4 protein-coding genes are annotated in these 13,901 nt (G+C 52.2%); all 4 read left to right on the forward strand.

Annotated elements, in window-relative coordinates; translation table 11 throughout:
• Positions 1–145: 145 nt before the first annotated feature.
• The gene (locus GK091_RS03925; protein WP_164035305.1) at positions 146–9,220 is read left to right on the forward strand and encodes an Ig-like domain-containing protein; all 9,075 of its coding nucleotides are present in this window, start codon (positions 146–148) and stop codon (positions 9,218–9,220) included.
• 5 nt (positions 9,221–9,225) lie between these two features.
• Positions 9,226–10,206 carry a PorP/SprF family type IX secretion system membrane protein gene (locus tag GK091_RS03930; RefSeq protein WP_164035306.1) on the forward strand — a complete coding sequence of 327 codons (981 nt, stop codon included), beginning with the start codon at positions 9,226–9,228 and terminating at the stop codon, positions 10,204–10,206.
• Between the two features lie 175 nt (positions 10,207–10,381).
• Positions 10,382–12,763, forward strand: coding sequence for an OmpA family protein (locus GK091_RS03935; protein ID WP_164035307.1), 2,382 nt, complete (start codon positions 10,382–10,384; stop codon positions 12,761–12,763).
• Between the two features lie 101 nt (positions 12,764–12,864).
• Positions 12,865–13,782 (forward strand): PorP/SprF family type IX secretion system membrane protein, encoded by a 918-nt coding sequence (locus GK091_RS03940; protein ID WP_164035308.1) that lies wholly within the window; start codon positions 12,865–12,867, stop codon positions 13,780–13,782.
• Positions 13,783–13,901: the final 119 nt, after the last annotated feature.

Below are 13,901 nucleotides of genomic sequence, written 5' to 3' on the forward strand. Positions count from 1 at the left end.
TCGCTTAGCCTTGCCGAGACCAGTGCCTGATACGGGGCCAAAACTGGATCCGGCACTAAAAGGCTCTACCATTCCAGGCAACTTGAAAAAGTTGCTGTTGCCGTTTATAGCGTTCATCCCTTTTTTAGGTCAATCCAGGCAGCGAATGAAAACGGCTTGCCTTAGCCTGATGCTACTGGTATTGGGCGCTTTTTCGGCACAGGCGCAGTCGTCTGCTACGGTTAATCTGAGCGTTTCAAAAAAGATAAGTAAGCAAAACCCTGCACTGGGCGACGTTATATCCTATACGGTCATTGTACGGAATGCAGCAGGTTCAGCTACCGCTACCAATGTTGTCGTAAAAGATCAACTGCCCGTTGGGGGCGTTTCATACGTGGCGGGTTCCGCTACGACGGTTCGGGGTACAGGGACTTATGTTTCTGACAGCGGCCTCTGGAGTTTACGGGCTATCGCGCCCAATGACTCTGCCGTTCTGACGTTGCAAGCCACGGTGCTAAATCGTGGTGTCTGGTTTAATACGGCTGAAGTAATCGCGGTCGATCAGGCGGATTCGAACTCCCAACCCAATAATAATAGCCTGATTGAAGATGACTATGCGGCTATCTGTTTTTCTGTGCCGATTTTCTGGTATGCGGGTGATGAGTTTACCGTAAGTATTCCATCGGGCTACAAGAATGTGACCTGGTATCGTAACGACCAAACGCTGGCGACTGTCGCTGCTTCGTTAGCTGTTATCAATGCCGATTCATCATTAACGATCAAAAGCCCCGGCAACTACCGGTTTACAACAACGATCAATGGCTGTTCAGCGCTGAATTGCTGCGACATCGAAATTATTCAGGGGCCCTATGGTAGCCTGGGGGACTATGTCTTTGTCGATGCGAATAAAGACGGAATCCAGAACGCCGGAGATAGTCCGCTGGCGGGCGTAAAGGTGACCTTGTTCATTAATGGCGTATCCTCGCAAACGGCAGTGACGAATTCATCGGGCTTTTACAGTTTCGCTGATCTGTCAACTGGCAATACCATCAATTATTCAGTGGGGTTTACCGCTCCATCGGGCTATACTGTTACCGTAGCTAATCAGGGTGGCGATCCTATGAAGGATAGTGATGCCGACCCGATAACGGGAATCACACAGTCCGTGACACTGGCCGCAGGCGAGTTTAATTCAACGCTCGACGCTGGGTATTACTCAATTTGCTCGACCGATTTTAGTCTGACAACTTCCAGCGACGCTGTGCTGTGTTTCGGAGATTCGACCCGATTGACAGCCTTCAGCCCGGTTGCCGACGTAAAGCTTTCCTACTACCTGACGCAGACAGGTGGCACACCCGTTGCCAGTGTTACCAGCGGGATTCCGGTAACCGTAAACCCGACGGTAACGACCACATATTTTGTCGAAGCATCGGCCAACGGTTGCACTAGTGCTCGTAAGCCAATTGTCGTGACAGTGAATCTTGTTCAGACGCCAATCGTTCAGGGAACTGTCAGAAACACATGCCCTGCGCAAACCGTTAATCTGGCCACCGTGGCTGTTACCAATGACAATCCGGCTTTAACGTATGAGTGGTATACAAGCCCGGCTCGTTCGCAGACTACACGCGTAACAAACCTGACCACAGTAGGAGCAGGGCAATATTATCTGTATGCCCGTTCTGGCGAGAGTTGCTACAGTAGTCCAGCCGTAGTAACGGTTGAGGTGACAAATTGTGGCTGCCCGAATCCGGCTGCTGTACAGCTGAGTTCGGGACTAACGACCTGTGCCATCAATCCGGTCACGCTGAAAGCAACGATTTCCGGATCGGCCACGAGCGTAACCTGGACATCGACGGGCACGGGTACATTTAGCGCACCAACCGGCCTGACGAATATATACACACCGTCTCTGACCGACGCAACCAGTGGTACAGTACTGATTACGGCTACCACAGATGATCCGGATGGAGTTTGTACTGCATCGGCCAGTTCGGTTATCCTGAAAATCAGTAAGCGTCCCGAAGCGCCTGTCAATGCTGCACCGGACGAGGTTTCACTGTGCCAGGGTGGATCGACGAAGCTGGTCGCTTATGCGCCAAATGCACGAATTAATTGGTATGATCAGTCCGGTATCCTGCTTACGACTACAGAAAGCGGAGCCAAAGTAACGGTGAAGCCCGCTTTGGTCGGCGCCAATACATACTATGCCGAAACGGTAAGTGCTGACAACTGCACCAGTGCTGCCCGCACACCGGTAACGGTAACCGTCACCGCGTGCCAGACGCTGGCCGATTTAGCCGTAGTGAAAAATATCGTGACTGCCGGTCCGTATAGCGTAGGTCAGAAAGTCACCTACTTGATAACCGCTTCGAATAATGGTCCGCTGGCAGGGACAGACGTGAAAGTGAACGATCTGTTGCCGGCAACATTGACCTTTGGTAGCGCCAGTCCGGCTGGCGAATACAACGCGGCTACAGGCGTCTGGACCATTGGTACGTTAACACCCGGCCTGAACCGTACACTATCGATCGAAGCGACGATAACCAGTACCGGAGCGATCAGGAACACGGCAATCATCAGTGGTACGAATAACGATCCCAAGTTCGCGCTAAACGATACCTCAACCGTAGTCGTACCGGTAGGAACCTGTACGGTACAGCCTCCTTCCATCACCTGCGCAGTTACGGACATCTGCCGAGATGAAACCACCACGCTGAAAGCGACGGGCTGTGCAACGGGCACCGTCCGATGGTCCGATGGTCAGACGGGCCTGACGATCAATGTGAAGCCGATTGTAACGACGACTTATTCGGCCAGTTGTGTGGCAAGTGGCGGTTGCATTAGTGCTGCTTCGAATCTGGTTACCATTACTGTGAGTGATCCACAGATACCAACCCTCGTAGCCAGTGCTGCTATCGTATGTCCCGGCGGTTCCGTAACGCTGACGGCAACGGGTTGTGCAGGTGGTGTTATCGAGTGGTCGGAAGGAGCGCAGATCGGACCTTCGATCGTCGTCAATCCGTATACGAAGACAACTTACACGGCACAATGCTGGATTGGTAGCTGCCTAAGCAAGCCGGCCACGAAAACCATTGATATCGCAACGGATTCGCCGACGCCGACAATTACGGCCAGTGCTACCGCCGTTTGTCCAGGCAAACAAGTAACGCTGACCGTAACGAACTGCGTCGGTACGCCCGTCTGGAATACAACAACCGCAACGACGAGCAGTATTATCGTTGCGCCAACGACAGGCAACAATAGCTACACCGTCTATTGCCGCACCGGATCATGCGCAAGCAAAGCATCCCCGACGCTCACTGTTCAAGTGGTACCCGCAGTACCACCAACGGTTAGTGCTGACACCGATACGACCTGTGTGAAAGGGAAAGTGGTATTGACGGCTGACGGCTGTACCGGCACAGTTCTGTGGAGCGATAAGCAGACGGGTTCAAGTATTTCGGTGTATCCTGAGGCTAGCATCAGCTATTACGCCCAGTGCAAAACGAATGACAACTGCCTGAGTGATCCATCGAATTCAGTAGCCATTACCGTTGTATCGCCATCGGCTCCGATCATCAAAACGGATAAATCGCTCGTATGCAGCGGCCAGCTGGTTTCGCTCACCGCAACGGGTTGCAACGGAACCGTGAAATGGTACGGTGCGGATAAGGTTGGCGCAATTGCTCAAATCCTGCCGACTGAAACGAAAGATTATTACGCAACCTGTAAAGTCGGTACGTGTGAAAGTAGCCCATCGAACAGAATCCGCATAACGGTTACGACCTCGGCGGGCACCCCCCCAACGATCGCGGCTTCCTCATTGTCTATCTGCAACAGCGGTATCGTGTCACTGACGGCAACGGGCTGCTCGGGTGACGTGATCTGGTCAGATGGGCAACGTGGAGTAGTGGTATCAGTGACGGCTACGACAACGAACAAGACGTTCTATGCGGTTTGTAAACCAGTAAACAGCACCGCCTGTGCTACCGGTCAGTCGAACGTTGTTACGATCAATGTAACGGCAACACCAACGCCGGTCATTACCCGGTGCGTCTGTAGCGCGGATACGATCTGCCCCGGTGAAAAGGTGAAGCTGAGCGTAAGCAATTGCCAGGGCACCCCACACTGGAGTACGAACGAAACGACGACCAGTATTACCGTTTCTCCGACGGTAACCACATCGTATACGGTCTACTGCCAGGATGGTATTTGTCGCAGTACGGTATCTAGAGCCTATACGGTTACGGTTGTTCCGATTGCGGCCCCAACCATAGTGGCATCGGCGACGTCAGTTGCGCCGGGAGGATTGATCACGCTGACGGCAACGGGTTGTGTGGGTGAGGTCATCTGGTCGGCGAATGATCGTACCGGTAACAACAAAGGGTCTGTTTTGGTCGTCCAGCCCGATGGCATCCAGACCTATTATGCCCAGTGTAAATTCCATGACTGCCTGAGCGAACCGTCGAACAGCATCACCGTCAATAAGGTCAACTGCACCGCCAAAACGGGAACACTGCTAGCGGTAAGCCCATCAGTCTGCATTGGAACGAGTACGACGGTTACGGTTGCGGCAACGCCAGGTGGCGGTCTGGTAATGCCTACGGGTTACTCGGTACTCTATGTGCTGACAAAAGGGACAGGCTTGATCATCGATCAGACCAGCGCAACGCCGAATTTCACGGTAGCGGCACAAACAGCGGAGTACACCATTCATACATTCGTCTATAATCCGAATCCGGCTGATAGAAATTACCTGGATCTGTCGATCATCAAGCCGGGTATAACCAGCGCCACGGACGTGCTGAAACTTGTCGCGGATAAGAACGTCTGCGCCGAGCTGGATCTGGCGGGTGCTAAAATAAACGTGCGGTCGGTTGCACCACCACTATTGAGTTCAACGGCATCGAAAACGGTATGTTATGGGTCAAGAGTGGCGCTGACGGCGGTTGGCTGCGAAAGCGGTATTGTGAACTGGAGCATTGGGCTGGTTGGTCAGCGCATCGAAACCGTTGCAAACAGCGATCTGGCGATAACGGCAACCTGTACACTTGACGGCTGCGTCAGCACCCCATCGAGCAGTATTGCTATTAAACTGGGAACGCCAAACATTCCGTCGATAGCGGTCAACAAACCCGTGGCTTGTATCGGCGAAACGGTTTCGTTGACGGCCACCGGTTGCAGTGCCGGAACCTATGTCTGGTCTGATCCAGCCAGCACAACGGGAAGCGTGTTGACGGTAACACCGATCAGTACGACACAATACCGCGTCAAATGTAAAGTTGGCGAGTGCACCAGTGAGTGGTCGGCTGCCAATACCATTCAGGTTGGTACGCCGGTTGCACCGGTCGTTTCGGTCGTCGGCTCCACCGCGAGTGCTACTGTTTGTTCCGGAACGCCCATTTCGCTGACCGCTACCGGCTGTCCGGACAATACATCTGTGGTCTGGTCGAATGATCAGATTGGTCGATCCATAACCGTGACGCTGACTACCAGTGCAACCTATACCGCGCGTTGTACGGGATCGACTCAGTGCGTAAGTAACCCATCGAACCGGGTAACGATCACCGTTTTGCCGAAGATTCCGCAGCCGTCGGTGGTCGATAAGACGAATACGTGTCCATTCAATACTGTCGATTTAAGAACGGCGGTAACGAGTGCCGCGGCTACAACCGGTGGTGTCTTTGAGTACTACACCAACGCGTCGCTGAGCAGTGGGTCGAGAGTTGTCAGCCCAACGACTGTCGGTATGGGCACCTATTACGTTGTCGAGAAAACCACGACGGGTTGCTACAGTCTACCTGCTATAGTTCACGTGCAGATCAATACCTGTACTGAGCAAACGCCCTGCGATAGCAAAAATCCGGCGGTGGCCGATGCGGGTGCTGACGCCAGCATTTGTGCCGCTAAGTCGTATCAACTGACGGGTAAGATTGGCGGAGCGGCTAAAACCGCCTACTGGAAAACCAGTGGCACCGGTACGTTCGATAATCCATATTCACTAAACGCTACCTATACGGCCAGTGCTGGGGATATAACGGCGGGTAAAGTAACGCTGACGCTTTCGGCCAGTACCAACAACACGTCTTGCCCGGTTGCGCAGGACGAGATGGTACTGACGGTTGGTGGCGCTAAAACGGTTCCGGTTATAACCGTCATTGGCTCCACGAGCCTGTGCTACGGGGATTCGGTACGCCTGAGGGCATCGGATGGCGCCACGAGTTACCTGTGGAGTACCAAAGCGACTACGCAGACAATTGTTGTCAAAACGAGTGGTGTCTACAGCGTTCAGGTGCTGGATGCGCAGGGATGTAGCTCAGTGAAGTCGGAGAACGTTGTTGTCAACGTAGCTGATCCTGTGCTGCCTCCGCTGGTCACGAACCTGCGCAATGAATGTCCGGCTAAAATTGTCAACCTGACCAAAGCACTTTCCGCCACAACGGCAGGCAGTTCCTACAGCTATCGGATTTGTGCGTGTGTTACCTCAAACATCGTGATCCGGCCAGATTCGGTTGGCGAAGGGACCTATTGGGTCGTTGAGCGGGGGGCAACGGGTTGCCTGAGCACACCGGCCAAGGTAGAGGTGAAAGTCTTTAACTGTGCCGCCGATACGCTCAATACCGATGTAAGCATCGTTAAAACTGCGAACAAATCGGTTGTGAAGCGGGGCGAGACCGTTACCTACACCATCACAGTAAGCAACAACGGTATGCATACGGCCTACAATGTCGATGTGCGCGACGTATTGCCTAAAGGACTGGAACTTGTACCGGGCTTACCACCAACCTATTCATTGACAAATGGTATCATCAGGAAACGTATCGATAGTCTGCCGGTTGGCAAGACCGAGTCGATCGTTTTCTCAGCTCGGTTGACCGCAAAAGGAGAGGTTGTCAATACCGCTGAAATTACGTACCTCGATAACAAAGACACCAACCTGGCGAACAACGTATCGAGCGTAACGGTGAAAGATACCTCGGATGCCAGAACGGGCGTGATCGGTCTGGCAAAAGCTGTAGTTGGCACGCCGGTAGTGACAGGTGACTCGCTGATCAACGTCAGGTACAGTTTTGTGGTGACGAACTTCGGCAATGATACGCTTCGTCAGGTTCAGGTGGTCGATGACTTGGCGACTGTCTTTGGGTCTAATCAAATCCGCGCGGCTACCATCAGCACAACGAATGCAGACTTTACGCTGAACGCGAATGCGGCCTTTACCGGAACGGGAACGAATACCAGCTTATTCGATTCGACCAGCTATCTGGTGCCGGGTCGTTCGCAGATGTTCTTCCTCGATGTGACCGTCAAACGGACAGCCGGTGATACGACCAATACATTCCGGAACATCGCCAGCGTATCGGCTCTCAGTAACGGAACGAAAATCGAAGACCGTTCTGTCGACGGTGGTGATGTAGACCCTGATAACGACGGTGATCCGACGAACAACACGAGCTTTACTGTATTCTCGCTCAGCCAGTCAAACGGACCACGTATAGGTGTTGCCCTGGCCGTCGTAAAGGTTGAACGACAGCCCGATAACAGCTACAATGTTACGTACAAAGCTACCGTCAGAAATTTTGGTAACGTCGCACTCTACGGCGTAAGTCTGATCGATAGTCTGGTGAAAACCTTTACATCGCCAACGTCATTCTCCATTGTTGGTTCGCCGGTGGTCGGTGCAGGTAGTCATCTCGTAGCCAATGCCAGCTTCAATGGAGGCAGCAGCGCGGATCTGCTGACGAATGCCAGTTACCTGAATGCCAGTGAGCAGGACACGGTACTACTAACAGTCAATGTGAAGCCGAGCGGTACTAACGGTCCCTTCTACTCGTCAATCACGGGTCAGGGCTACACTGCCGACAGAACGCTGACCGTGCGGGATATATCGAACAATGGCTTAGATCCCAAACCCGAAGGATCTGTGGCGACAGGCGTCCGTTTCGATCTGCCACCGGCACTGCTGGGTGTTGCCAAATCGGTGGGTAGTCCGACACTGGTTGCTGAAGGGATCTATGACGTTGTATATACCATCAAGCTGAGTAATCTGGGGTCCGTGCCGCTTCAGAAAGTGCAGGTCGTTGATAACCTATCGCAAACCTTTGGACGTGGAGCACTGATTGTCAGCAATAGAATCGGGATAGCAACAGATGCCGGACTAAAAGCTGATACCTCGTATACGGGACAGGGTCTTGTAACGAAAATGCTGGTCGATTCCCTAAGTACGCTGCCCGTAGGCGCAACAAGAAGGCTTGCCTTTACGGTCCGGGTGAATGTGAAGAATGCCAGTGCGGTCACGTTCTACAATACAGCCTATGCCACCGCGCAGACGGCTGGCAACGTGGCCGTTGCCGATACATCGACATCCGGAACGAATGATGATCCGGACAATGACCTCGATCCGCGCAACAACAGCCAGCCAACGCCGGTTTCGTTGAACAATCTTCCGTCGAACTCGCGCATCGGTATCGCCAAGGCTGTTCGGGATACGGCTCGTCAGGCCGATGGCAGCTACAACGTAACGTATCAGTTTGTCGTACAGAGTTTCGGTCCGGATACGCTGACGCGTGTCAGCGTTAGTGACTCGCTGGTGAAAGTCTTCAATAGCCAGACGGGGGCGCGATATACGGTTGTGCGGGGACCCTTCACAACATCGACGGGTAGCCAGTTGAAACTGAACGATCGGTTTGATGGCAACGCGGAGCACCTGCTGGTGCTTGGCGAAAGCACCAGTATACTGGCCGCTGGCAAAGTCGATACGATTCTGTTTGTAGTCAATGTGGGCAGCAACGGCAGCACGGCCACGTTCTTCAACTCCGCAGTTGCTCAGGCAACCAACAGAACAGGCGTCGTAACCGATGTTTCGACGAATGGACTGATTGCCGATCTGAACGGAAACGGTAATCCGTCAGACGTGAACGAGAGCGAACCAACCCCATTGAGCCTGACGCCACCGAGTTCGGCGGTCTTTATACCGGAAGGCTTCTCGCCAAACGGCGATGGCATCAATGACCTGTTCGTCATTCGTGGTTTTGGTAATGTAACAATCAGTCTGGAAGTCTATAACCGCTGGGGACACCTCGTCTACAAGAGCGACAATTATCAGAACGACTGGAATGGCAAGGCCAATACCGGAATCAATGTCGGCTCCGAGAATGACGGGCTACCTGATGGTACCTATTACTACGTCATCAGGACGAGTGACGGTCGGAAATTTGTACGATACATGACGATTAACCGCTAATACCGATGTTAAAACAACTTTTTATGAAACAGTGGGCAGTCGTCTTGCTGCTGATCCTTGTGGTAAGCAGTCGTCAGGTTCGGGCGCAGCAGGACAAGATGTTCTCTCAGTACATGTTCAACATGATGGCCCTGAACCCGGCGTATGCGGGGAGTCGTGATGTACTGAGCATGTCGGCACTCTACCGCAACCAGTGGACAGGCGTGGAGGGTGCTCCGCAGACGGCCACCTTCACGATGGACATGCCCCTCAATCAGGAGCGGGTTGGCGTGGGGCTGCAACTATACGGGGATAAATATGGCCCTGTACAGGAGGCCGGTGGCTTTGCGTCCTATGCCTTCCGGATAAAGGTAGGGGCCCGCACTACGTTGGGACTAGGACTACAGGCCGGTGCTGCCAGCTATAACGTGAATCTGGCCGATATCAAAACAACACCGGACGGATCGGGTCAGATCGACCCGGCCTTTGCGAATAACATCTCTAAAATACTGCCCAACTTTGGCACCGGTATCTACCTGAGCAACGACCGTTCCTACCTGAGTTTGTCGGTTCCGCGTCTGATCAAAAACAAACTGACAGAGTATAATGTCGGCAATGTTGTGTCAACGCAACGTCGCCACGCCTATCTGGCAGCCGGGTTCGTAATCGGTATCAGTCCGGTCGTCAAGATGAAGCCATCGATGCTGGTCAAATACGCGGAAGGAGCCCCGTTGGGGTTCGATGGTAATATCAATTTCTGGTTTGCGGATCGGATCGCTATTGGTGCATCCATCCGCCGGAACCAGTTTTCGGACTGGAGTGCCGTCGGTACAGATGCCATTATCGGTATGCTGGAGGTACAGTTAAACGACCAGCTACGCTTCGGTTACGCCTACGACCGGACGATGAACAACTTCAAGGATATTGCGCCGAGTTCGCACGAAATCATGATTCGCTACGAATTTGGTTTCGGTAAAAACCGTATTCTGACTCCGCGCTATTTCTAGTGATGCAGAAAAAGCAGGAAGGCGTATGATGAAAGACTGGCTCTAGCTTCTTTTATGGTACGCCTTTTTAATTGTGACCTTGCCACTTACGGCTTGGTGTTGGCTTACTATTGATCCGTAACACGTATTCGTCTAGTCTGGCTCGTTTGAAAAAGCCTTAACCTAACCCTTATCTATGACACAAATTTGCTCGCTTTTTGGTCTGTTACTTCTGCTGAACGGATCGCTGATAGCGCAGTCACTTAGTAAACAGGCCGACCGACAGTTCGACCAAATGGCGTACGCACAGGCCATCGATTTGTATGAGCAGGCTTTGACCCGTTCTGCGTCGCTGTCGGAAAGCGAACGACGGGCGGCTAAAATTAAGCTGGGCTATAGTTATCATCAGACGCACGACACGCAGAATGCCGAGCGGGTGTACCGTGACCTGCTGAATGAAGGTGAGTTTGGCCCTGACCATGCGCAATGTTATCTATATTATGCCCAGGCTCTGGCGAGTAACGGGAAATACAGGGAAGCGCAGTCGATGTACGATAAATACACCAACGTGCAACCCGATGACAAAAGGGGCCAAACCTTTTCAAAACTCTATCGTGATGTAACTCCGCTAACCAGCAATACGGATAGCTACAAGATCGAATTCTTGACATTAAATACGCGCAAAGCTGAGTTCAGCCCCATGCTGTACAAAGGCGGGTTAGTATTCGTTTCGGCGGGGGAACCTAACGGCATCAAGCGTGTCTTCAACTGGAATAGCACGCCGTATCTGGATTTGTTTTATCTACCGGAAGCCAAAGACCTGCGTGGTTCATCGGCTTCCAGGGTTGGTGGGTCAGTGCCGAAAGCCAGTAAAAGGACAAAGACGGTACTGGTCCGGTCATTGGGCAGCGACGATTATACGACGCAAACGGCGAATGATACACGGACAATTGGCTTCTTCGGGAGCAACAACATCAACGCCGGGTTGGGTTATACGGATGAGGCCGTTAATCCATCGGATCGCTTTAGTCAGACGTTGAACACCAAGTACCACGAAGGTCCGGCCACGTTTACGCAGGATGGCAGTCGGATCATTTTTACGCGCAATAACTACAATAACGGTAAGTTCCGAAAAAGTACCGATGGCGTCAACAAGCTAAAGCTGTACGCGGCAACGCAGACAGATGGCTATTGGGGCAAGGTCGAAGAATTACCCTTTAATAGCGACAATTATTCAACGGGGCACCCCGCCCTGTCGCCGGACGATAAGCTTCTGTATTTCGCATCTGACCGGCCCGGCGGTTTCGGTGGAACGGATATTTATGTAGCCAAATGGCTTGGCGGTACATGGTCGGAACCCGTTAATCTGGGCGACAAAATAAATACGAAAGGGAATGAACTGTTTCCCTCCGTCGATGAAGCAGGCCACCTCTACATGGCGTCGGATGGTCAGCCCGGATTGGGTGGTCTGGATATGTTTTATGTCCAGCTGAGCGACGACGGGCAGCACGTCAAAAGCGTACGTAACCTGGGGGAGCCCCTGAATTCATCACAGGATGACTTCGGCATTATAACGAACGCCGATCGGAAGACGGGTTATTTCAGTAGTAATCGCAAAAATGGGGGTGCCGATGATGACGTGTACCGATTCACGCGTGAAGGGCCTATGTATCCGTGTCGGGAGCTTACCGTCAGCGTGTTCGATGCCGACTCGAAAGAGCCCGTAGCGAATGCGTCTGTGGTTGTCGATAATGGTGGGAAAAACAACGAAAAGCAACTGAAAACGGACGCCGACGGACTGATGCGCCTTTGCCTCGATGCCGATAGCGATGTTAAATTTCTGGCTAGTCGGGAGGGGTACTCCGATAATAAGGTCGGCTTCTCAACACGCGATCTGGCCGACGATCAACCGTCTCGGTTAGCTATACCCCTAAGCCGATCAGGCGGGGCTTCGGCAACTACGGCCAGCACAGTGCGGGGTATCGTTACTAGTCAGGCCGATAGAATGCCGATCAAGGGCGTGAATGTAGTGCTGGTAAATATGTGCAACGGAGCATTACAGCAAACGATGACGGGTGACGATGGTCGCTATGAATTTACCGTGCAATCGGATTGTGACTATTCGATCGAAGCGATAAAGAATAACATGGGCACTACCGGCGGAAAAATCGCCAAAGACGGTTGGGGTTCTACTGATTTGGTAATGTTCAAAAAGGGAGACATCATCAAAATCGATAACATCTATTACGATATCAATAAATCGAACATCCGTACTGATGCTGCGCTGGAACTCGATAAGGTGGTGGAGCTGATGATGAAGTATCCGAGCATGAAAATTGAAATGCGGTCGCATACGGATAGCCGGGCTACGGCGCAATATAACAACACGTTATCGGCCAATCGGGCACAGGCTGCGGTCGTTTATCTAAAGAAAAAAGGCATTGCTGCCAAACGGATGGTAGCCAGAGGCTATGGCGAAAGCCTGCTGCTGAACGATTGTAAAGATGGTGTTAACTGTCCGGACGATGAGCATCAGCAAAACCGCCGTACCGAAATCAAGATTCTATCGCTGCAATAGCAACCCTATTCGGATGCCCATGAGCGTACGGCTTACTGGCAAGACGGATTAGGTTTTTATAACAAAACCCCGCAATTTGGCCTCCTATTCGTTAATGACCTATGTCTGTTCGTATCCGTAGTAGGATCCTTTGTCTCGTTGCTATCGGGTTTGCGATGTTCGTTGCCCGTCCGGCTCTGTCGCAGCGCGAAGTACTTTATTCGCAATACCTGGTCAACCCGTTGAGTATCAATCCGGCATACGCGGGTATGCGCGAATCGTTTCATCTGTCCGCTTTTCTACGGCGCAAATGGATCTCGGCCCGCAACGCTCCCTTAACGCAAAGCGTTTCCGGTGATGGGGCTATCAATAACGGGCGGATTGGGTTAGGGTTTCAAGCGCTGAACGACCGGATGGGCTTGCTGGCCGCTACGGGTGTGTACGGGAGTGTCGCCTACCGCTTCAACCTGCCCGCACTGGCCAAACTGGCGATCGGTGTACAGGGTGGAGTTAACGTGTTACCGGTGTATGACTTTACGAGCGCATCGAGCCTGAATCGTGCCGTCGGGAGTTTCGGGATCGGCGTTTATTACGATTCTGAGCATTTCTTCGGGGGTATTTCCATGCCTGAGGTCGTGTCGAGAGGGGTGAACATTGCCGGGCAAACCTTGTATCCAGCAGTGCGGCCAATCATGGTGAATCTGGGAACAAAGCTGACCATCGATGAAGGAACGGTCCTGATTCCGTCGATCCTGGTATCGAAAATAGAAGGTCGTCCGGTTGGTGTTGACATCAATGCCCGGATCTGGTTCAGCGAAGAATTTGGACTTGGCGCATCCTACCGCAGTAATAGTCCGGGTATTATTCAGACGAATTATATTCAGGCGCTGGCTGAATATCAGCTAACAAAATCGATTCGGCTTGGGTACATCTTCAATTCGCAAACCCCCGAAAGTCCGCTATCGAACCAGTATTATGAGAAAAGTGTACACGAAATTATGTTTCGCTTTTCGCCGGGATTACTTAAGTTTTCCTATTAGCCATGGCTGTTACCCGCTACAATTAAGGCAAACTATTACTTAAAGTAGGCTATTCATTAATTTTAAGGTAATTTAGTACCGTAAAACCGTAATCTAAAGCCTGCTTGAAACCTCAGGAA

Origin of the sequence: Spirosoma agri (assembly GCF_010747415.1) — a bacterium.
Classification (GTDB): Bacteria; Bacteroidota; Bacteroidia; order Cytophagales; family Spirosomataceae; genus Spirosoma; species Spirosoma agri.

Coding starts and splice junctions, on each gene's coding strand:
- GK091_RS03930 (WP_164035306.1), top strand. CDS start 9,226: ATGTTAAAACAACTTTTTATGAAACAGTGGGCAGTCGTCTTGCTGCTG.
- GK091_RS03925 (WP_164035305.1), top strand. CDS start 146: ATGAAAACGGCTTGCCTTAGCCTGATGCTACTGGTATTGGGCGCTTTT.
- GK091_RS03940 (WP_164035308.1), top strand. CDS start 12,865: ATGTCTGTTCGTATCCGTAGTAGGATCCTTTGTCTCGTTGCTATCGGG.
- GK091_RS03935 (WP_164035307.1), top strand. CDS start 10,382: ATGACACAAATTTGCTCGCTTTTTGGTCTGTTACTTCTGCTGAACGGA.